Source organism: Oerskovia merdavium (assembly GCF_014836755.1).
Classification (GTDB): domain Bacteria; phylum Actinomycetota; class Actinomycetes; order Actinomycetales; family Cellulomonadaceae; genus Oerskovia; species Oerskovia merdavium.
Map to the genome: position 1 here is coordinate 23,192 of NZ_JACSQF010000019.1, position 21,250 is coordinate 44,441.

Annotated in this window: 21 protein-coding genes; 11 read left to right on the forward strand and 10 right to left on the reverse strand. The window is 71.0% G+C overall.

Annotated features, from left to right (window positions below):
• Positions 1-17: 17 nt before the first annotated feature.
• Positions 18-650: an SGNH/GDSL hydrolase family protein gene (locus tag H9641_RS16135; RefSeq protein ID WP_191805454.1), complete on the reverse strand. Its 633-nt coding sequence runs from the start codon at positions 648-650 to the stop codon at positions 18-20.
• Positions 647-1,456, reverse strand: coding sequence for a FadR/GntR family transcriptional regulator (locus tag H9641_RS16140; protein ID WP_191805455.1), 810 nt, complete (start codon positions 1,454-1,456; stop codon positions 647-649). Before H9641_RS16140 ends, H9641_RS16135 begins: the two co-directional genes overlap by 4 nt.
• A 94-nt stretch (positions 1,457-1,550) precedes the next feature.
• On the opposite strand from H9641_RS16140, the gene H9641_RS16145 reads away from it, so the two are divergent.
• From H9641_RS16145 to H9641_RS16180, 8 genes are all read left to right on the forward strand, one after another.
• Positions 1,551-3,176 carry an ABC transporter substrate-binding protein gene (locus H9641_RS16145; RefSeq protein ID WP_191805456.1) on the forward strand — a complete coding sequence of 542 codons (1,626 nt, stop codon included), beginning with the start codon at positions 1,551-1,553 and terminating at the stop codon, positions 3,174-3,176.
• Positions 3,177-3,251: 75 nt separating this feature from the next.
• Entirely contained in the window at positions 3,252-4,205 is a 954-nt protein-coding gene (locus H9641_RS16150; RefSeq protein ID WP_139107857.1) for an ABC transporter permease, read from the forward strand.
• Position 4,206: 1 nt separating this feature from the next.
• Positions 4,207-6,315, forward strand: a complete 2,109-nt coding sequence (locus H9641_RS16155; protein WP_191805457.1) for a dipeptide/oligopeptide/nickel ABC transporter permease/ATP-binding protein — start codon at positions 4,207-4,209, stop codon at positions 6,313-6,315.
• Entirely contained in the window at positions 6,312-7,106 is a 795-nt protein-coding gene (locus H9641_RS16160; protein ID WP_191805458.1) for an ATP-binding cassette domain-containing protein, read from the forward strand. The genes H9641_RS16155 and H9641_RS16160 overlap by 4 nt, the downstream gene beginning before the upstream one ends.
• 73 nt (positions 7,107-7,179) lie before the next feature.
• A complete protein-coding gene (locus H9641_RS16165) occupies positions 7,180-8,109 on the forward strand; it encodes a dihydrodipicolinate synthase family protein (RefSeq protein ID WP_191805459.1) in 930 nt (309 codons plus the stop codon).
• Complete coding sequence (locus H9641_RS16170; protein ID WP_318244645.1) at positions 8,106-9,194, forward strand: ROK family protein; 1,089 nt, start codon at positions 8,106-8,108, stop codon at positions 9,192-9,194. The genes H9641_RS16165 and H9641_RS16170 overlap by 4 nt, the downstream gene beginning before the upstream one ends.
• Positions 9,191-9,916 (forward strand): N-acetylmannosamine-6-phosphate 2-epimerase, encoded by a 726-nt coding sequence (locus H9641_RS16175; RefSeq protein WP_191805460.1) that lies wholly within the window; start codon positions 9,191-9,193, stop codon positions 9,914-9,916. The genes H9641_RS16170 and H9641_RS16175 overlap by 4 nt, the downstream gene beginning before the upstream one ends.
• Positions 9,917-10,219: 303 nt before the next feature.
• The gene (locus H9641_RS16180; protein ID WP_191805461.1) at positions 10,220-12,766 is read left to right on the forward strand and encodes a sialidase family protein; all 2,547 of its coding nucleotides are present in this window, start codon (positions 10,220-10,222) and stop codon (positions 12,764-12,766) included.
• A gap of 132 nt (positions 12,767-12,898) precedes the next feature.
• On the opposite strand, the gene H9641_RS16185 is transcribed toward H9641_RS16180, so the two are convergent.
• From H9641_RS16185 to H9641_RS16205, 5 genes are all read right to left on the reverse strand, one after another.
• Positions 12,899-13,327, reverse strand: coding sequence for a hypothetical protein (locus H9641_RS16185; protein WP_191805462.1), 429 nt, complete (start codon positions 13,325-13,327; stop codon positions 12,899-12,901).
• Positions 13,328-13,366: 39 nt separating this feature from the next.
• Positions 13,367-13,846, reverse strand: coding sequence for a VOC family protein (locus H9641_RS16190; RefSeq protein ID WP_191805463.1), 480 nt, complete (start codon positions 13,844-13,846; stop codon positions 13,367-13,369).
• Positions 13,847-13,962: 116 nt separating this feature from the next.
• Complete coding sequence (locus tag H9641_RS16195) at positions 13,963-14,460, reverse strand: heme-degrading domain-containing protein (protein ID WP_191805464.1); 498 nt, start codon at positions 14,458-14,460, stop codon at positions 13,963-13,965.
• 27 nt (positions 14,461-14,487) lie between these two features.
• Positions 14,488-15,465: a non-homologous end joining protein Ku gene (ku, locus tag H9641_RS16200; RefSeq protein ID WP_191805465.1), complete on the reverse strand. Its 978-nt coding sequence runs from the start codon at positions 15,463-15,465 to the stop codon at positions 14,488-14,490.
• A gap of 39 nt (positions 15,466-15,504) precedes the next feature.
• Entirely contained in the window at positions 15,505-16,056 is a 552-nt protein-coding gene (locus H9641_RS16205; protein WP_318244646.1) for an MOSC domain-containing protein, read from the reverse strand.
• 146 nt (positions 16,057-16,202) lie between these two features.
• Here H9641_RS16205 and H9641_RS16210 point away from each other — a divergent pair, with 146 nt between their 5' ends.
• A complete protein-coding gene (locus H9641_RS16210; RefSeq protein WP_191805466.1) occupies positions 16,203-16,505 on the forward strand; it encodes a DUF1905 domain-containing protein in 303 nt (100 codons plus the stop codon).
• 6 nt (positions 16,506-16,511) lie between these two features.
• On the opposite strand, the gene H9641_RS16215 is transcribed toward H9641_RS16210, so the two are convergent.
• From H9641_RS16215 to H9641_RS16225, 3 genes are all read right to left on the reverse strand, one after another.
• Positions 16,512-17,351, reverse strand: a complete 840-nt coding sequence (locus H9641_RS16215; protein ID WP_191805467.1) for a hypothetical protein — start codon at positions 17,349-17,351, stop codon at positions 16,512-16,514.
• Complete coding sequence (locus H9641_RS16220; RefSeq protein ID WP_191805468.1) at positions 17,329-18,387, reverse strand: hypothetical protein; 1,059 nt, start codon at positions 18,385-18,387, stop codon at positions 17,329-17,331. Before H9641_RS16220 ends, H9641_RS16215 begins: the two co-directional genes overlap by 23 nt.
• A 176-nt stretch (positions 18,388-18,563) precedes the next feature.
• A complete protein-coding gene (locus tag H9641_RS16225) occupies positions 18,564-19,313 on the reverse strand; it encodes a GTP pyrophosphokinase (protein WP_191805469.1) in 750 nt (249 codons plus the stop codon).
• 250 nt (positions 19,314-19,563) lie between these two features.
• Here H9641_RS16225 and H9641_RS16230 point away from each other — a divergent pair, with 250 nt between their 5' ends.
• A complete protein-coding gene (locus tag H9641_RS16230) occupies positions 19,564-20,175 on the forward strand; it encodes a TetR/AcrR family transcriptional regulator (RefSeq protein ID WP_191805470.1) in 612 nt (203 codons plus the stop codon).
• A 114-nt stretch (positions 20,176-20,289) separates the two neighbouring features.
• The gene (locus H9641_RS16235) at positions 20,290-21,249 is read left to right on the forward strand and encodes a DUF5692 family protein (protein ID WP_191805471.1); all 960 of its coding nucleotides are present in this window, start codon (positions 20,290-20,292) and stop codon (positions 21,247-21,249) included.
• Position 21,250 lies beyond the last annotated feature (1 nt).

Below are 21,250 nucleotides of genomic sequence, written 5' to 3' on the forward strand. Positions count from 1 at the left end.
CAAGAGATACGGAAGTACTAGCGCAGATGTACAACTTTCAACCAGGCCTCGGCGAGGAGGCCGTGGCCTGCGGGCGTGGGGTGGACACCGTCGTACGCCCATGCCTCGGGGCCCAGCCCGCTCGTCGCGACCGCCTGGGCGAAGGGCCCGTCGGTCGCCACGCGCGGCAGGCCGTAGGACCCGGCGAGCCGGCGCACGACCTGGATCTTCGGGTCGAGGTCCTCGCGCCAGCCCCACTGCTCCGTGCGCACGGGCACCAGGAACGGCTCGACCAGGACGATCGAGGCCCGCGGCGCCCCGGCGAGCGTGCGGTCGAGCAGGTCGCGGTACCCGGTCTCGAAGTCCTCGGCACTGGTCTCGTCGCCCGCGTCGTAGCGGCGCCACGTGTCGTTGATGCCGATCTTGATCGAGACGAGGTCGGGCTCCAGGGCGAGGACGTCCTGGTCCCAGCGGGCCTGGAGGTCGACCACCCGGTGGCCGCCGACACCCCGGTTGAGCACCGTGACGCCGCGCCGACCGCACACGCCCGCGACACGGGCCGCATACCCGTGCCCCAGGCCGAACTCCCCCTCGGCGAGCCGACCCGCGTCGGTGATCGAGTCACCGATCAGCACGACCCGCGAGCCACGGCCGAGCGACGGGCCGCTCACGCGACGCCCCCGCGCGCACCCTGGGGCTCGGGCGAACCGGCCGCGGTCGCCGCGGCCACGCGGCTCTCCTCGACGGTCGAGGCCATCTGCGTGAGCGCGTCACGGAGGGGTGCGTAGTGCGCGACGACGGCGTCGCGGTAGGCCTCGGCGTCCCCCGCCTCGGCCGCGCGGAGCATGTCCCCGTGCGCCTTGGCCGTGAGGTCGATCTGGTCGGGGGCCGGCAGGCCGAGCTTGGGAGAGACGACCTGGTGCACGTCCCAGAACGCGGTGCCGAGCTGCGCCACCAGGAAGTTGTCGAGGTGGGCGAGCAGGTGCGAGTGGAACGCGCGGTCCTCCTCGAAGAAGTCCTCGCCGGCCCGCGCCTTGCGCTCCATCTCGGCGACGAGCCGCTCGAGCTCGGGGTTCCGGCTGCCGGCCATCTCCGTGACGATCTGCTCGGCCATCGAGATGTCGAGCGCCTGACGGACCTCGACGACCTCGCGCAGCGCCGAGAAGTCGTCACCGGGGATCAGGACCCCGCGGAAGACGAGGCCCTCGACGAGCGGCTTGAGCGAGAGCTGCCCCACATACGTGCCGTACCCGTGCCGCACCTCGACGATGTCGAGCGCCGCGAGCGTGCGGATCGCCTCGCGGACGTTCGACCGGCTGACACCGAGCAGCGAGCAGAGCTCGGCCTCGGTGGGCAGCAGGTCACCGGGCCGCAGGTGGGCCCGCAGGATGTACTCCTTGATCTGCTCCGTCGTCGTCGGGGGACGAACCCCCTGTCGAGCGAATCCCCCATGATCCACGGGATCGGTAGCTGTCATGCGCCTTGACCTCCTCAGGAATTGCCTCTACCGTTCAACCCTACCAGCGTCAGACATCAGACGTCCTATATCTGGAGAGTTCATGGCTACCTCGATGGCGAATAGCACGAACGCGACCGACACCTCTCGCCGCAGCTTCCTCAAGCTCGCCGGCGTGATCGGCGCAGGAGCGGTCCTGGCGAGCGCGGTCGCCGCCTGTGGCGGACCGGCGTCCACCTCGGCCGACCCGCAGACCACCCCCGCCGGCAGCGGGACCAAGCCCAACCTCGACGGCACGATCGAGGCAGGCATCTCGTACGCCCTGTCCACGGGCTTCGACCCCATGACGACGTCGGGCGCCGTGACCATGGCCGCCAACTGGCACGTCCTCGAGGGACTCGTCGAGCTCGACCCCGCAGCCCGCACGCCCTACGCCGCGCTCGGCAAGGAGCTGCCCAAGAAGATCGACGAGACCACCTGGGAGGTCACGCTCCGCGACGGGGCCACCTTCCACGACGGCTCCCCCGTCACGACCGACGACGTGGTCTTCAGCTTCAACCGCGTCCTCGACCCGGCGAACGCCTCGCTCTACTCCCAGTTCCTGCCCTTCCTCGCCTCGGTCACGGCCAAGGACGACAAGACGGTCACGTTCACGCTCAACTACCCGTTCGGCCTGTTCGTCGACCGCGTCTCGGTCGTCAAGATCGTCCCGAAGGCCATCGTCGAGGCCGACCCCAAGGCGTACGACTCGCTGCCCGTCGGCACCGGCCCGTACAAGCTCACGAGCGCCACGGTCGACGACAAGATCACGTTCGAGCGCTTCGACGCCTACAACGGTTCGCGCCCGGCCCTCGCCAAGGCCATGACCTGGAACCTGCTCTCGGACGCCGCCGCCCGCGTGACCGCGGTCGAGTCGGGTCGCGTCCAGTCGATCGAGGACGTGCCCTACCTCGACGTCGAGCGCCTCTCCAACGCCGTGACGGTCGAGTCGGTCCAGTCGTTCGGCCTGCTGTTCATGATGTTCGACTGCACCAAGGCGCCGTTCACGGACAAGCGCGTGCGCCAGGCGTTCTTCCACGCGCTCGACATGGACAAGATCATCAGCACGGGCCTGCTGGGCAACGCGACCGCGGCCACGAGCTTCCTGCACAAGGAGCACCCGTCCTACGTCGAGGCCGGCACGGTCTACACGTACGACCCGGCCAAGGCCAAGAAGCTCCTGACCGACGCGGGCGTGAGCGACCTGTCGATCACGCTCCTGACGACCGACACGAGCTGGGTCAAGGACGTCGCCCCGCTCATCAAGGAGGACCTCGACGCGGTCGGGATCTCCACGACGCTCGACATCGGTCAGTCCGGCGGCCAGTACAAGAAGGTCGACGACGGCCAGCTCGAGGTCATGGTCGCCCCCGGCGACCCGTCGGTCTTCGGCAACGACCCCGACCTCCTCCTGCGCTGGTGGTACTCGGGCTCGGTGTGGCCGGTCAAGCGCTACCGCTGGGCCAGCACGCCCGAGTTCGCCGAGGTCACGCGTCTGCTCGACGCCGGCGCCGCCGAGCAGGACGCCGCCAAGCAGAAGAAGACCTGGGGCGAGATCTACGACATCCTCTCGGACGAGGTCCCGCTCTACCCGCTGCTGCACCGCAAGCTCCCCACGGCCTGGGAGGACTCCGCGCTCACCGGGTTCAAGCCCATCCCCGTCACGGGCCTGTCCTTCCTGGACGTCTCCCGCACCGCCTGACGTCCCCGTGTTCCGGGTGACGGCGGCGCCCCTCCCTGCGCCGCCGTCACCCACCCCGACCCCGAGGAGTACCGCGTGACCGCGCTCCTACGACTGACCGGACGACGCCTGCTCGCCCTGCCCGTCATGATCCTGGGCATCACCCTGCTCGTCTTCGTCGTCATGCAGTTCGCGCCCAGCGACCAGGCGACCAACGCCCTCGGCGAGTCCGCCACGGACGCCGCCAAGGAGGCCTACCGCGCCGCCAACGGGCTCAACGACCCGATGCTCGTGCAGTACGGCAACTTCCTGGCCGGCCTCGTGCGCGGCGACATGGGCATGACCGTGCCGCCCTCCCAGCCCGTGAGCGAGCTCATCTCGAACGCGTTCCCGCTCACGCTCCAGCTGACCTTCATGGGCCTGGCGATCGCCGTCGTGCTCGCCCTGGTGCTCGGTGTGAGCGCCGCGCTCTACCGCGACCGCTGGCCCGACCAGGTCATCCGCGTCCTGTCGATCGCGGGCGTCGCGACGCCGTCGTTCTGGCTCGCGATCCTCCTCATCCAGCAGTTCTCGCTGCGGCTCGACTGGTTCCCCTCGGGCGGCTACACGAACCCCGCGGACGACTTCGGGATGTTCCTCGCCTCGATGTTCCTGCCCGCGCTCTCGCTCGCCATCCCCGTCGCGGCGTCGCTGACACGCGTCGTCCGTACCGCGATGGTCGAGGAGCTCGACCGCGACTACGTGCGCACCGCGATCGGCTCGGGCCTGCCGCGCGGCGTCGTGGTGGGACGCAACGTCCTGCGCAACGCGCTCATCACGCCCATCACGGTCCTCGGCCTGCGCGTCGGCTACCTCATGGGCGGCGCGGTCATCATCGAGGTCATCTTCGACCTGCCCGGGATGGGCAAGCTCATCCTCAACGGGGTCACCGCGAGCGACACCGCCCTGGTGCAGGGAGTGACGCTGACCGTCGCCCTGACCTTCGTGGTCGTCAACATCCTGGTCGACCTCCTCTATCTCGTCGTCAACCCTCGAATCCGGACGGTGTGACATGCGTCGGAAGCTGACAGAACGTCTGTCCCGCCCGGGTCTGCGCCTCGCCGCTCTCCCCCTGGGCTCCAAGATCGCCCTGGCGTTCGTGCTCCTGGTCGCGCTGCTCGCGATCTTCGCGCCGCTCGTGGCGGCCTACGACCCGCTGCAGTCGGGCACCCCGGCCCAGCCGCCCTCGGGCGAGCACTGGTTCGGCACGGACCGCACGGGCCGCGACATCTTCTCGCGCATCGTCTACGGCGCTCGCTACTCGCTCGTGATCGGCCTGGGGGCCACTGCGGTGGCCCTCGTGGCCGGCGCGATCCTCGGCTCGATCGCCGCGACGGCCCACAAGGCCGTGAGCGAGACCCTGATGCGCATCCTCGACATCATCATGGCCTTCCCCGGCATCGCCCTGGCCGTGGTCTTCGTGGCCGTGTGGGGCAAGTCCCTGCCGGTCCTCATCTTCACGATCGCGTTCCTCTACACCCCGCAGATCGCCCGCATCGTCCGGGCCAACGTCCTGAGCCAGTTCGGCGAGGACTACGTGTCGGCCGAGAAGGTCATCGGCGCACGCACCTCGCTGATCCTGATGAAGCACGTGGCCCGCAACTGCATCGCCCCGATCATGGTCTTCGCGACCGTGCTGGTCGCCGACGCCATCGTGTTCGAGGCGAGCCTGTCGTTCATCGGCGCGGGCGTGCAGGACCCCGAGCCGTCGTGGGGCAACGTGATCGCCTACGGCCGCAACCTGCTGCTCAACGGCGGCTGGTGGGCGACGTTCTTCCCGGGCATGGCGATCCTCCTGACGGTCCTCTCGCTCAACGTCCTGTCCGAGGGCCTGACGGACGCGATGGTCCGCCCCGCGGCCCGCAAGCCGGCCGAGGCCCGCGCGGCCGCCGCGTCGGCGGAGGACGCCGCGCACGCCACGGACCCGCTCACGGAGCCCGACGCCGACGCTCCCCTCGAGTACTCGGGTGCGGCCGACCTGCGCGAGCCTCGCGTGCTCGACGAGCTCGTCGCGGACACCTCGGTCGTCCCCGACCCGGAGATCGCGGTCGCCGCGGCCGCCGCGCAGCGCGAGGCCCTCGCGGTCCAGCTCGAGCGCCTGCGCGTCGCCGAGCAGGACCGCACCGACCGCCTGGTCTACACGGGCGACGCCGCTCCCCTGCTCGAGGTCAAGAACCTCTCGATCCGCTTCCCGGAGCGGCACGGCGACGTGGCGGTCGTGGACGACATCAGCTTCTCGGTGCGCCCCGGCGAGACCATGGCGCTCGTGGGCGAGTCCGGCTGCGGCAAGTCGCTCACGAGCCTCGCGGTCATGGGCCTGCTGCCCTCGTCCGCGCAGGTCACGGGAGAGATCCTGCTCGACGGCGTGGACCTGCTCACGGCGACCCCGGCCCGCCGCAACGCGCTGCGCGGCCACGAGATGGCGATGGTCTACCAGGACGCGCTCAGCTCGCTCAACCCGTCGATGCTCATCCGCACGCAGATGGCCCAGCTCGTCAAGCGCGGCGGGACGCGCACCGCGGTCGAGCTCCTCGAGCTCGTGGGCCTCGACGCCCAGCGCACGCTCAAGAGCTACCCGCACGAGCTCTCGGGCGGCCAGCGTCAGCGCGTGCTCATCGCGATGGCCCTGACCCGCGACCCGCGCCTGGTCGTGGCCGACGAGCCGACCACGGCCCTCGACGTCACGGTCCAGAAGCAGGTCGTGGACCTGCTCAACGAGCTGCGTGACGAGCTCGGGTTCGCGATGGTCTTCGTGAGCCACGACCTGGCGCTCGTCGCCTCGCTCGCGCACCGCGTGACGGTCATGTACGCGGGCCAGGTGGTCGAGTCGGCCCCCGTGCCGAGCCTGCTCATGCACCCGCGGCACGAGTACACGCGAGGTCTGCTCGGGGCGGTCCTGTCGATCGAGTCGGGCGCGGAGCGCCTGCACCAGATCCCCGGCACGGTCCCCTCCCCGCGCGACTTTGCGACGGGCGACCGCTTCGCGCCCCGGTCCTCGCGACCGCAGGACGCGTTCGTGCCCCGCCCCCCGCTGCGCACGCTGCCGGGGACCGACCACCGCTATGCGAGCCACACGGAGTCGACCGACAGCGGTCTCCTCGTCCAGGAAGGTGCCCGATGAGCGACGACACGCCCGTGCTCGAGCTGAAGGACGTGCACGTGGTGCACAAGGCCCGCACCGGCAAGCTCTTCCGTCCGGACCGCGTCCACGCGGTCGCGGGGGTGGACATGGCCGTGCGGCGCGGCGAGACCATCGGGATCGTGGGTGAGTCGGGCTGCGGCAAGTCGACGCTCGCGAAGGTCATGGTGGGCCTCCAGGCGCCCACGAGCGGCGACGTGGTCTTCAACGGCCGGAGCGTCCTCAAGCGCAACGCCAGGACCCGCAAGGAGTTCGGGCGCGCGATCTCGATCGTGTTCCAGGACCCGTCGACGGCCCTCAACGGCCGCATGCTGGTCCGCGACATCCTGCGCGACCCGCTCGACGTGCACGGGATCGGGTCGCCGCGCGACCGCGAGAAGCGTGTGTCGGAGCTGCTCGACCTCGTGGGTCTGCCCCAGTCCGCGCTCGACGTGCTGCCGAGCCAGGTCTCGGGCGGCCAGCGCCAGCGCGTGGCGATCGCCCGCGCCCTGGCGCTCGAGCCCGACGTGATCGTCGCGGACGAGCCCACCTCGGCGCTCGACGTCTCGGTGCGCGCACAGGTGCTCAACCTGCTGACCGACCTCAAGGCGCGCCTGAACCTCGGGCTCGTGTTCATCTCGCACGACATCCAGACCGTCAGGTACGTCTCGGACCGCATCGCGGTCATGTACTTCGGCAAGGTCGTCGAGGAGGGCACGGCCGAGGAGGTCTTCGACCGCCCGACGAACGACTACACCCGGACCCTGCTCGGCGCCGCGCCGACCCTGCTCTGACGGTCCCCCCACATCCACCCGGTGCCGGGCGGGCGTCCCGCCCGGCCCCACCGCACCATCCTTGGAGTCTGCTGTGCCCACCTCGACCACGCCCACCTTCGCCGGCGTCATCCCTCCGGTCGTCACGCCCCTCACGGCGGACGGCGAGCTCGACCGCGCGTCGTTCGAGCGCGTCATCACCAGCCAGCTCGACGCGGGCGTGCACGGCCTGTTCGTGCTCGGCTCGTCGGGTGAGGTCGCCTACCTCGACGACGCGCGCCGCACCCAGGTCATGGAGGCCGCCGTCGAGATCACGGCCGGCCGCGTCCCCGTCATGGCGGGCGTGATCGACCTGACGACGCACCGCGTCGCGGACCAGGTCCGTCGCGCGGTCGACGCGGGCGTCGACGCGGTCGTCGCGACCGCCCCCCTGTACATCCGCACGAACGACGAGGAGATCGAGCGTCACTTCCGCGGCGTGGCCGCGGCGAGCGACCTGCCGTTGTTCGCGTACGACGTCCCGGTGTGCGTGCACTCGAAGCTCGACCTGGGCATGCTGGTGCGCCTGGGCACCGAGGGCGTCATCGCAGGCGTCAAGGACTCGAGCGGCGACGACGTCGGCTTCCGTCGCCTGGTGGCGGCCAACCGCGCGGCGGGCAGCCCCCTGCGCCTGTTCACGGGCCACGAGGTCGTGGTCGACGGCATGCTCCTGCTCGGCGCCGACGGCGTGGTCCCCGGCCTCGGCAACGTCGACCCGGCCGGCTACGTGCGCCTGTGGGACGCGGCGCAGGCCGGCGACTGGGCCGCGGCGCGCGACGAGCAGGACCGCCTCGCGGCGCTCTTCGAGATCGTCTTCCAGCCCCGCGGGTACAGCGGCGGCGCGAGCGGCCTGGGCGCGTTCAAGACCTCGCTCCAGCTCCTCGGCCTGATCGAGTCCAACGTCATGACGACCCCCGCCCCCGCCCTGGAGGGCGAGGTCGTGGACCAGATCAAGGTGATCCTCGCGGAGGCCGGGCTGCTGTGACGCGCTCCCCGATCAGCCACCGCACCGCCGTCGGGATCGACCTGGGCGGTACCAAGATCGCCGCCGGGCTCGTGCGCGACGACGGCACGGTCCTCGCCCAGGCCGGGGTCCCCACCCCGGCCCGGGAGGGGGCGGCCGCGATCCTCGACGCGGTCGCGCGCCTGGTCGGGCTCGTCCTGCCCGACGGCGTCGACGCACCCGGGTCGCCCGGGTCACCCGACGTCCTGGTCGGGGTCGGCATCGGCTCGGCCGGGGTGATCGACTCGGGCCGCGGGACCGTGGTCTCCGCGACCGACGCCCTCACGGGCTGGGCCGGGACCGACCTCACGGGCGGGATCTCGGCTCGGCTCGCGGCCACGGGCAGTCCCGCCGCGCACCTGCCCGTGCTCGCGGACAACGACGTGCACGCCCACGCGCTGGGCGAGCACTGGCTCGGCGCGTGCGCGGGGACGCGCACCGCGCTGGTGGTCGCCGCCGGTACCGGGGTCGGCGCGACGCTCCTGCTCGACGGCTCGCCCCAGCACGGCGCCCGGCACGTCGCGGGCCACCTCGGGCACCTTCCCGTGGCCGAGGCCGCGGGGCTCCCGTGCACGTGCTCGCGCACGGGCCACCTCGAGGCCGTCGGGTCGGGCCCGGCGCTGCACGCGCTCTACCTGCGCCTGGGCGGCGACCCGGCGCACACGACCGCCCGCGCGGTGTGCGAGGTCGCCGGCGACGACACGGTCGCGCGGCACGCGGTCGTCGTCGCGGCGACAGCCCTGGGCCGCACGGTCGGTGGCGTCGCGAACATGCTCGACCCGGAGGTCGTCGTGGTCAGCGGCGGGCTCGCCGGGGCCGGGGCGCTCTGGTGGGACACCATGAACGCCGCGCTCGCCACCGAGCTCATGCCGCCGCTCGCGGGCCTGCCCGTGGTCCCGGCCGTGCTCGGCGGGGACGCCGCGGTCCTCGGTGCCGCCCGGCTCGCGCTCGCCGCGCACAGCGACACCCGTGGTGCCGCCACGTCCCTCCCGCAGGACCTCGAGGTCGGCCTCGACCTCGTCACCGCTCTCCCGTCCGCCCCCTCGGCTCCCCGGAGGAACCCGTGACCGACAGCCCGTCGACGCCGCCCAGCGCCCCCGCGCAGGACCCCCTGATCGCTCTGCGTGGTGGTCTGGTCGTCTCGTGCCAGGCCTACCCCGGCGAGGCCATGCGCGACCCGCGCACCATGACCCAGGTCGCGCTCGCCGCGGTCGAGGGCGGTGCGGCGGGCATCCGCGTCCAGGGCGTCGCGGACATCGAGCACGTCACGCGGGCGTTCGCGGAGCGCAAGATGACCGTGCCCGTCACGGGGCTGTGGAAGGACGGGTCCGACGGCGTCTTCATCACCCCGACGCTGCGCCACGCGGTCGCGGTCGCCGAGGCCGGTGCGACGATCGTCGCGATCGACGGGACCCGCCGCCCGCGGCCCGACCGCCTGAGCCTCGCGGGCACGGTCGCCGGGCTGCGCGAGCACACGTCCGCGCTCGTCATGGCCGACTGCGGCAGCCTCGACGACGCGCTCGCCGCCTTCGACGCCGGGGTCGACGTGGTCGGCACCACGCTGTCGGGGTACACGGGCGAACGTCCCCGCACCGACGGTCCGGACCTCGAGCTGCTCGCCGAGCTCGTCGAGCGCCTCGACCTGCCCGTCATCGCCGAAGGACGCGTCCACTCGCCCACCCAGGCGCGGGCCGCGCTCGACGCGGGGGCCTGGGCCGTCGTGGTCGGGACCGCGATCACGCACCCCACGAGCATCACGGGGTGGTTCGTCGACGCGCTGACGCACTGACGGCCCACCCCACCCACCCGAGCCCCACCCGTCCGGGGCGTCCGCACCGACGCCGACACCCCGGACACCGTGACCAGCACCACGGGTCGCGACGACCACGGCGGTCCCGCACCCCTCCGCCCGACGCACGCTCCGCCGTCGGGCACCTCGCACCAGGAGCACCCACAGACCGGACCCCCGCACCCGACTCGGTGCCGAGGCGGAGGTCCGCGCCGTGCACACCCCGCGCCCCGGGGCGGCACAGCACCCGCAGGACCGCACCGTGCACCAAGAGCTCTGACCCGACGAAGCCAGGAGTATCTGATGCCACTGCACCCATCCACCCCAGCGACCCCACCCGACCCGCGGTCACCGGCGTGCGCACGCCGCCGCGGGTCGCGCGCGGCCCTCGCGGCCGGGCTGTCCCTGCTCCTCGTGGCCCCCGCCGCGAGCGCCCAGGCGTTCGACCCCTTCCCGCCCGCCGCGACCGACGGGCCCGGGACGTTCTCCGAGCAGACCCTCGCGGTCGGCGGCACGGGCGGCTACGCGAACTACCGCATCCCCGCGCTGACCACGACGAACGACGGCACGATCCTCGCCTCGTACGACGGGCGCCCGTTCAACGCGGGCGACGCCCCGCAGCCCAACTCGATCCTGCAGCGCGTGAGCCGTGACGGCGGCGCCACCTGGGAGGCCACGACCGTCGTGGCCGCGGGGTACGGGACGAACTCGTCCCCCGACAAGTACGGGTTCTCGGACCCCAGCTACGTCGTGGACCGCGAGACCGGCACGATCTTCAACTTCCACGTGAAGTCGTTCGACCAGGGGTTCGGCGGGTCGGCCACGGGCATCGACCCGACCAACCGCCAGATCCTGCACGCCGCGGTCAGCGTCTCCGAGGACGGGGGCGAGACGTGGGAGGGCCGCGTCATCACCGAGGGCGCCAAGGACCCGTCGTGGGCCGGCATCTTCGCGGCCTCGGGCGAGGGCATCCAGCTGCGCTACGGCGAGCACGCCGGACGCCTGGTCCAGCAGTTCACGGCCCGCACGGGCGGGACCTACAAGGCCTACAGCGTCTACTCCGACGACCACGGCGCCACGTGGGCGCACGGCGAGGCCTTCGGCACGGGCATGGACGAGAACAAGTCGGTCGAGCTCTCCGACGGTCGCGTCATGATGAACTCGCGCGACTCCGCGGGCAGCAAGTACCGCAAGATCGCGTTCTCGAACGACGGCGGGCACACCTACGGCCCCGTGACCCTGGACCGCCAGCTCCCCGACCCGACCAACAACGGGTCGATCTCGCGCCTGTACCCCGACGCCCCCGAGGGCTCGGCCGAGGCGAAGATGCTGCTGTTCAGCAACTCCAACAGCACCACGGGCCGCGAGAACGTGACCGTGCGCCTCTCGTGCGACGACGGCGCGACCTGGCCCGGCTTCCGGGTCGTCAACCCCGGCTCGGGCGCCTACTCGACGCTCTCGCCCCTCGGCGACGGGCGGTTCGGTCTCCTGTACGAGACGCAGGGCATGAACGCCATCTCGTTCGCGAGCTTCGACCAGGAGTGGCTCAACGCCACGTGCGCCTCGACCGTCGTGCCGGACACGACCGTCGCGACGGGCGCCACGGTGCAGGTCCCCGTCAAGGTCACCAACCAGAACCAGGCGCCGCTGGCCGCCTCGCGCCTGACGATCGACGCCCCCGTGGGCTGGAGCGCGACCACGGTCGACGTCCCGGCGCTCGCGGTCGGCGAGACGGTCACGGTCCAGGTCGCGCTCACGGCGTCCGCGACCGCCGCGGCGACCACGGCCGCCAACCCCGTCCGCGTCCAGAGCGTCCTGACCGCGGCCGACGGCACGCAGGCCCGCGCGTACGGCTACGTGAGCGTGACCGGCGGTCCCTCGGGGGGAGCCGTGACCTCGCTCGCGGTGTTCGGGAAGTACACGACGGACCGTGACGTGGCTGCCCAGCCGTACACGATCGGCGAGCGCGTCCCCTACTCGTTCCGCGTCTACAACACCGGGACCACGGCCTACCGCTCGACCGCGACGGGCAACCTGACGAACTTGTCCCCGGGCTGCAACTGGAGCAGCCTGCCCGCAGGCGGAACCTACCTGTGCGCGCTCGCGTACCGCGTCGTGACGGCCGGCGACCTCGCGGACGGCTTCTTCGTCCCCGAGACCCGCTGGTACATGAACGCCGACCAGGCGTCCTCGGTCGCGCTCACGGGCGAGCCCGTCGACCTGGTCGACCGTCGCCCCTCGCTCGCCGTCACGGCAGGCGAGCCCACGGTGGAGGACACCGACGGGAACGGCTCGGTGAACGCGGGCGACGTCGTGGTCAACCAGGTCACGGTGCGCAACACCGGCAACGTGCGGCTGACGGGGGTCGGGTCGGCGGGCCTGTGCACCCTGCCCGAGCTCGCGGCGGGCGCCGAGGCGTCGTGCGGCACGGTGCGCCGCACGCTCACCGCGGCCGACGTCGCGGCGGGCTCGCTCGCGGGCCGGACCGTCACGATGGACGCAGCGAACGGCGGCCTCGCCGTGACCGGTCGGGTCGACGTGGCCCCCTACGAGGTGCCCACGACCCCCGTCTCGCCGGTGGCGATCGACGTCACCGCGAGCGCCCAGTGCGTGGCGGGCAAGGTCCAGCTCACGGGCCGTGCCGTCAACGCCGGGGACGAGGCGGTCGACGTCACGATCCGCACGAGCGCCGGCTCCAAGTCGTTCGCGGGGGTGGAGGCCGGGCGCAGCGCGTCGCAGCGGTTCGCGACACGCTCTGCCTCGGTGGCCACCGGACAGGTCTCGTTCGACGTCACGGCCGGGGGCGCGACGTCCACGCTCGTCGCCTCGTACGACGCGACGACGTGCTGATCGGCGGCTGACCCGCGACCGATCCACCTCAGGGTGCGGCGCCCTGCCTGGCGCCGCACCCGCACCACAGACCTCGGCCCTCGTCCCCGTGCCGGTGGGGACGAGGGCCGAGCCTCGCTCGCGGCAGGGCCGCTAGGAGAGGACCACGACGACGGACGTCGCCCACAGCAGGTCGTCGAGGTAGACCCGGACGCGTGGCGAGTCGTCCTCCTCCGCCGCGACGACGACCCGCAGCGAATCGTCCGTGGCCTCGAGGACGATCCTTCCGCGTCCGCCCTCGAACCGGCCGTCGAACACCAGGCTCAGGTCGGCGACCAGCTGCCGCGGCGCCTTCGCATCGAAGACGACGACCGTCACGGGGCCGTCGACGGCGCTCTGGACGACGACGTAGAGCGAGTCGCCGTCGTGGTGAACGGGCCCAGCAGTGGGGTCGAACGTCTCGTGGACGGCCCTGCTCCCGTCCTCGGCGACCACCAGGAGTCCCTGCTCGAAGAACGCGTCGAACGACGCAAGGAACCTCTTCTTCCCGAGGAACGTCCTCGGGAGGTCGGTCGATCGCACAGCAGCACTCCGCTCCTCCGGGCCTCGCGCAGGGCTGCCTCAGGCTCCCGGAACATCCTCCCCCGCGAACGCAGCCCGCAGCGCGGGCATCTCGAGCTTGATCATCTGCATCATGACGCCCATCATCCGCGCCACGGCCTCCTGGTCGTCGGACTGCGCGAGCTCCTCGAACTCGACGGGCACGACCTGCCACGACAACCCGTAGCGGTCCTTGAGCCAGCCGCACTGCGACTCGGTGCCGCCGCCCGAGAGCAGGGCGTCCCAGTAGTGGTCGACCTCCGCCTCGTCCTCGCAGCGCACGATGAACGACACGGCCTCGCTGAACGGGAACAGGTGGTCGGGGCCTCCGTTGATGAGGTTGAAGGGCTGGCCCTGCAACGTGAAGTCGATGGTGACCAGGGTGCCGTCGGGCATCTTCAGGGAGTCGCCGACGGTGCTGTCGGGGAACACCGAGGTGTAGAAGGCCACGGCCTCCTCGAGTCCTCCGTTGAACCACAGGCTCGGGACGATCGGTCTCATCGCTCTCCTCCTCCCGCGCGGCGCGCGGTGCGTCGCACTCTTCAGGTCCGACCGGCCGGGACCGGCGAACTCATCGGTCGGCGCACCCGGTCAGGCGCGGCGGCGCGGCGGGCGCGTCAGGCGGCGGTCCGCAGGAACGTCCCCAGCGCCTCGACCACGAGCAGGTGGTCGTCGCGCTGGGCCAGGCCGGACACGGTCACGACGCCGATCACCCCGACCCCCTCGACCCGCAGCGGGAACGCCCCGCCGTGGGCCGCGTACTCCTGGAGCGGCAGCTCGTGCTGCGCCGTGAACGTCGTGCCCCTGGCCTTGGCGCGCAGGCCCATGAGGTACGACGACGCACCGAACCGCTCGACCACGCGCACCTTGCGCTGGACCCAGGTGTCGTTGTCGGGCGTGGTGCCCTCGGTCGCGGCGTGGAAGACCTGCTGCGGTCCGCGGCGCACGTCGATCGTGATCGGCAGCGTCCGCTCCGCGGCGAGCTCGACGAGCAGGCAGCCGAGCCGCCACGCGTCGTCGTGCGTGAAGCGCGCGAGGACGAGGTCGCGCTCGTGCTGCTCGGCCTCGGCGACGAGGCGGGACAGGTCGGGGTTCTCGGGCTGGTCGTGGGTCATGGCGTCAGCCTGGCACGCCGCGGCACGTCACGCCGAGGCCTTCTTGCGCGTCGTCTTCTTCTTCGCGGGTTCCTTCGTCGAGGCGGGAGCCGTGCTCGAGGCGGCCTGGTCGTCCGAGGCGCGTGACGCCGTCGGGCGCTCGCTCTTCTTCCTCGTGGTGCCCGACGGCGCAGCCTCCTTCGCGGGCTTCTCGCCCTTCGCGTCGCCCGACCTCTTGCCGCGCGAGCTCTCGACGCTGCGGCGCAGCGCCTCCATGAGGTCGATGACCTCGGCGCCCTCGCCGCCCTTCTCCTCCTGCTCGCCGAAGGTCTCCTCGGTGCTGAACGTGTCGCCTGCCTCGATCTTGGCCTCGATGAGCTGACGGAGCTGGGCCTGGTAGTCGTCCTGGTACTCCTCGGGCGTGAAGTCGGCCGCGAAGGACTCGACGAGCTGCGACGACATCGCGAGCTCCTTCGCGCTGACCTTCGCCGGCTCGTCGAGCGTCGGGAATGCGGCCTCGCGCACCTCGTCGGCCCACAGCAGCGTCTGCAGCACCAGCACGTCGTCGCGCACGCGCAGCGCCGCGAGCCGCGTGCGCTGGCGCAGCGCGAACTTCACGATCGCGGTGCGGTCGGTCTCCTCGAGCGTGCGGCGCAGCAGCACGTAGGCCTTGTTCGAGGAGGAGTCGGGCTCGAGGTAGTAGCTGCGGTCCAGGAGCATGGGGTCGATCTGGTCGGTGGGCACGAACTCCACGACCTCGACCTCGCGGCTGCGCTCGGCGGGCAGCGACCCCAGGTCCTCGGCCGTGAGCACGACCGTGCGCTCGCCGTCGTCGTACGCCTTGTCGATGTGCTCGTACGCCACGACCTCGCCGCAGACCTCGCACCGGCGCTGGTAACGGATCCGGCCGCCGTCCTTGTCGTGCACCTGGTGCAGCGGCACGTCGTGGTCCTCGGTGGCCGAGTAGACCTTGATCGGCACGTTGACGAGACCGAACGTGATGGCACCCTTCCAGATGGCCCTCATGCCTCCATGGTGCTCCCGGGGCCGGGGCCTGGCGAGTCGTCAGACCATCTGGAGCCGGTGGTGCGGTCCGGCGGGGAGCTCGACCTCGATACGGTCGCCGACGCCGACCGTGCCGCCCCGCTCGACCGCGGTCATGATCCCCGCCTTGCGGATCACGTCGCCCTGGCCGTCCGGCAGGACGAGCCGCTTGAGCAGGCCCGGACGGAAGTCGTTGATCTGCTGGCACGGGTTGCGCAGCCCCGTGACCTCGAGGACGACCGTCTCGCCGAGGTGCAGGTGGGCGCCGCGCGGCAGGCCCAGCAGGTCGACCCCGCGCGTCGTCACGTTCTCGCCCAGGTCCGCGGGGCCGACGTCGAATCCCGCCTCGGCCAGCTCGTCGAACAGCTCGGCGTGCATGAGGTGGACCTGGCGCAGGTTGGGCTGGGTCGGGTCGGCCCGCACGCGGCTGCGGTGCTTCACGGTGTCCCCGGCGTGCGCGTCGCCGACGACGCCCAGCCCTTCGACGACCTGGACGCTGGAGCGCAGGTCCTTGCTGAAGTCGTGGGCAGGGCTCGAGGCCACGGCCACGACGTGGGGCACTGGATCGGTCACGGGGCCATCATGGCGCGCTCGCGTGCGCGGTGGCGAGGCGGTCCGGCGCTCGGGCGGGCCGGCAGGGCGTCGGGTGCGGTCGCCGCGTGCGGGGCGCCGCCCAGCGCGGAGCGCCGCCTGTGGGCGGCGCCCGGCATCATGGGCGCATGGCCGGCACCAGGTACGAGTTCGAGGCGGAGCTGTGGCGATGGACCGCGCGCAGCGACACGTGGGTCTTCGCGGCCCTGCCCACCGACGTCAGCGACGAGATCGCCGACTCCCCGCTGCCCCCGGCCGGGTTCGGGTCGGTCAAGGTCGAGGTCACGCTCGGCGGCTCGCGCTGGTCCACGTCGGTCTTCCCCGACGCCGAGCGCAGGACGTTCGTGCTGCCCGTCAAGGCCGCGGTGCGTCGGCGCGAGGCGGTCGACGTCGGCGACACCGTGCGGATCGCGGTCGAGACGATGATCTAGCAGGGCTCACCTCAGCGCATCCAGAAGTTCCCGAGCGAGGGCCGCGACGGACTGGGCCACAAGTTCAGGTTCACCGATGCCCCGTTCAGCCCGTCCGGCCATCTGCGATCCGACCGCGCCGCTTCCGACGCCAAAGAGCTCGTCGAGCAGACGCAGCGCGTTCACCGTGGCATCTTGAGACAGCGGATCAGTGAGCAGACGCCCGAACGCCGCTGCAAGGTCTTCCGTCGGCACGCCGACCAGAAGTCTGTAGACGTCGTGCGCGTCCTTGTCCTCAAGTCGAGATGAACGGCCACGCTCGACCTCGACGATGCGCTCACCGATCTTGTGCGCCTTGGCGACCAACAGCGCTGCCGGACCCGCGACACGCGCACTGACCGTACGCGTGTCGGCCGGATCGAGTGAGGCGATGCTCACGAAAGCTGAGTCGACCACGGCTGCCTCAAGACCAGCGGTGCGACGTGTCGCACGGTCATCATGCGGCGGCACCTTGCCTGAGCGCCGGGAACCTGGACCAGCCTGCGCCTCAGGGACCATGAGGTCCACCGGGACCCCGGTGGGACTGATCCATGCCCCGGGCTGCGAGCCACCTTCCTGGCGGAACCCGGCCTTGGTCAGCGCACTCTCGAGTCGAGGATCTTCTCTCAACACACGCCGATCGACGACAAGGTCGCTGTCCTTGGTCATCTCAGCCAGGGCTACGTCCGCCCCGCCGGTGTGAAGGTAGACGGCCTGTGCTCCGACAACGACGATCGCGTCCCGATGAGCGGCGAGGGCAACGAGCGCGTCAAGGAGAGCACAACGCACCAGGACCATCATCGAATCATCTGCGCCATTGCGGTTCATTCTTCTCCATCCACGCCATCAGGGCCTCACCCTCGGACGGGGCGCGCCCCGGTCCCGTCAATTGGTCCACCACGACCTGCGCCGGCGCCGCGACCACCGCTCCGTCAGCCCGTTGGATGGCGCGTTCCATCACGACGTCGTACCCGGGTTCGACCAAGAGAACATTCGCACTGCCCTCCGCCGGGAGCAGGCCCCACTCCTTCGCCAAGCCTGACGCATCTCGGGTGAACACCGTCGCCGCACGGACCGGGGCGTAGGGCTCGATCCATGTCTCCGAGGCAATGGATCCGGTGAGGACATAGGACGCAGAGAGCGTCTGCTGGGCTTTCGAGAGGATTGCGTTCATCCCTCGCGGTTCGACCCACCGTGTCACACGGTTCGTGGAGACGACGTCGTAGTCTCTGCTCCAGAGCCGGAGCAGCTCGGGCCAGCGGGTCACGACGAACGACGTTCCATCCCTCTCGATCAGGCCCTCGCCGTCGAGGTAGTCGACCACGCGATAGATGGTTCCGACAGATCCTCCGGAGATCTCACGGATCCGTCGCGCGGTCAGTGGCCCTGCATAGTCGACGAGAGCCCGAACCACTCGGGCTGCCGGTGCACCGCGCAGCGTTCCCCTCGGACGGCCGGGGCTGCGCCAGGGGTCCTTCGTCGCACCCACGTCACGAAGGAACAGGCCGGGTCGAGAGTTCTCCACCCTGACGTTCCCTGTGGCGTCCGCGTAGGAGATTCCCGCTGCGGCAAGAGCCTCCTGCACGGGGACGGACAGGTAGCGAGCGAAGACGACTCCTTGTCTCGCGCTCTCCCGCGTGCGCTCGCTCAGCCTCGCGACGTCGCGGCGCTCGACAACCGAGCGCACTTCTACATCGAGGTCTGCGCGCTGGCCGTCCGGCGAGGCAAGGATGGCCAGGTAGTTCCCGCCCTCCGATCTTGTGGGTCCTTCGATCTGAGCGCCCCACCCCTCGGGCAGCCGTTCCTCGATGACACGGGCGACTGCCGCAAGGACCTGCCCCGTCGAGCGTGGCTCGCTATCCATGTCGACTCCCTTGTACACGCCATGCGCGCGTTCAGAAAATATAGCCGTTCACCCGACGAGTGAACAAGAGCATTTCCCGAACAACAGGGTTGTCGGCTGGCGGGTTCCACGGGTGCCGCCCTGCCCCGAGCATGCGCGACGAACAGGCGCAGAACTCGGACGAGACTCCGTTCCGATCAGGACGAGGCATCCCCCGGCTTGCCCCGCAGGTACGAGTCGAGCAGCTCCCACGAGGGAGCGAACGGGCTCGCGCTCTGTCCCTCGGCGTGCTCGGTCGCGGTGTCGCGCGAGTGCTGGAGCACCTCGTCGTGCAGGCGCTCCATCTTCTCGTCGAGCTCCGAGGCCGCGAGCGAGGCCTCCTTGAGCTCGTCGAGGAGGCGCTGCGGGACGGCCTTGTCGTACTTGTAGTAGATCTTGTGCTCGAGGCTGGCCCAGAAGTCCATGGCGATGGTCCGGATCTGGATCTCGACGACCACGGGCTGCACCCGGTCGGACAGGAACACGGGCACCTCGACGATCAGGTGCAGGCTCTTGTACCCGTTGCCCTTGGGGTGGGAGATGTAGTCGCGCTCCTCGAGCACCACGAGGTCCTGCTGCGCCGCGATCATGTCGCGCACCTTGTAGATGTCGGACACGAAGCTGCACGTGACGCGCACGCCCGCGATGTCGAAGATCTCCGCACGCAGCGCGTCGATCGTCAGGTCGACGCCCTTGCGCCGCGCCTTGGCGAGCAGCGACTCGGGCGACTTGAGGCGCGAGGACACGTGCTCGATCGGGTTGTACTCGTGGGCGTACGCGAACTCGTCGCGCAGGATGGTGATCTTGGTCATCACCTCGTCCATGCCGAACCGGTACGTCATCATCAGCCGCGTGAAGTGCTCCCGCAGGGCCCGTAGCTCTGCCCCGACCTGGGGTTCACCGCTCATGAGTTCCTCGCTGCTCGTGCTGACACCGACCATCTACCGTCGCACACCGCGCACCCCCGGAGGGACCGCGTCCGCCCTCGCCCCCGGGGCGTCTCACGTCCTGGCGGGGCGCACGACCCGTGGCGCCGCGCGTCCGCAGGCCCAACGGCCCGGTTCTCCGGGACCTACGTCCTGACCTGCCGGAACACTGTTGACGCTGTGTCAATAGCGGTCCTAGCGTCGGTCTCATCAGCTCGAGAAGGAGCCCCAGATGACCGACGCCACGAAGCCCAGACGACGCCGTTCGGCGCCCGAGGTGCGGGCCGAGGAGATCGTCCTCGCGGCCCGCGAGCTGTTCGCCGAGCAGGGCATCGCCCACACCTCGACCAAGGACGTCGCCGAGCGGGCGGGCGTGGCCCGGGGGCTCGTCTACTACTACTTCCCCGACAAGGACGCGCTCGTCGACGCGGTCCTCGAGGGGTACGTCGCCGAGTTCGTCGAGGCCGTGCACGCCTGGGACGCAGCCCGCGAGCCGGGCAACATCGACAAGGCGCTCGTCGACTGCGTCGCGATGTTCCGCACCCACCTGCGCTCGGTCGACCCGCTGCGCGACGACCTGCAGCGCGCCGAGCACACAGGGCTGTACAACCGGTTCCTCGACCGCGCAGTGCGCGCGGTCGTCGAATGCGTCGAGGCCACCACGGTCGAGGCCTACGCGGCCCGGCACCAGGTCCGCATCGAGCACGTGCCCGAGACGTTCTACGTCCTGGTCTACGGCCTCGTGGGCCTGGCCCGGAACTGCCCCGAGGTCGACGACGCGGTGCTCGTGACGATCGTGCGGCAGGCGCTGCACCTCGAGGGGGCGCGGGCCGATTCCGAGTGACGCGACAGCACGGACCACACCGGTGCGCCGGGGTCCGCGCCCGTCCACCTGGCGCACCTCCCCCACCCGCCGGGACGACACCTGCCGTCCCGCCGTCCTGAGAAAGGGAGCGACGTGTTCCTGTTCGACTCCATCCCCTGGCAAGCCGCCGTCATGTGGTTCGTGGTGCTCGCGGCCCTCGTCGGCCTCAACGAGCTGGTCCGCTGGTCCAAGACCGCCGCGATCGGGATCTTCATCGTCCTGCCGGTCCTGCTGACGATCTTCGTGTGGCCGCACACCGCGGGCGCCGGTTCCTCGACCGGCACCTGGTTCCACTGGGTCAAGGTGTACTCGGCCCTGGCCGGGTGCATCGGCTTCATGCTCATCCGCTACAACCCGCGCATCGCGGCCATGAAGTACGCGTTGCTGTTCCCGCCCGCGATCCTGGGCCTCAACATCCTCGAGGCCGTGATCCGCGACTTCCAGGTCTACGGCATGCACGGCATGGTCGACGGCGTCTTCATGGTCGGCGGCTCGTGGAACATCATGAACGGCGTCGCGGGGATCCTGAACCTGCTGACGATCTGCGGCTGGGCCGGCATCTACATCACGCGCGACCGTTTCAAGGACATGGTCTGGCCCGACATGATGTGGTTCTGGATCATCGCGTACGACCTGTGGAACTTCGCGTACGTCTACAACTGCGTGGGTGACCACGCGTTCTACGCGGGCGCCGCGCTGCTCATCAGCTGCACCATCCCGGCGTTCTTCCTGCGCAAGGGTGCCTGGCTCCAGCACCGCGCTCACACGCTCGCGTTCTGGATGATGTTCACGATGGCAGTGCCGACGTTCGTCTCCGACTCGGCGTTCGCGGTCGACTCGTCGCACAACCCGACGGCGCTGTTCGTCGTGAGCCTCGTCTCGCTCCTCGCGAACGTCGCGGTCGCGGTCTACCAGGCCAAGGTCATCGTGACCAGGCGGCGCAACCCGCTGCGCGACGAGCTGTTCACCGACCACAAGTCCTACCAGGAGCTCGCCAAGGACCGTCCCGCCCCGAGCCCCGTGGCGGCAGCCGCGGGCAGCGTGACCACCTGAG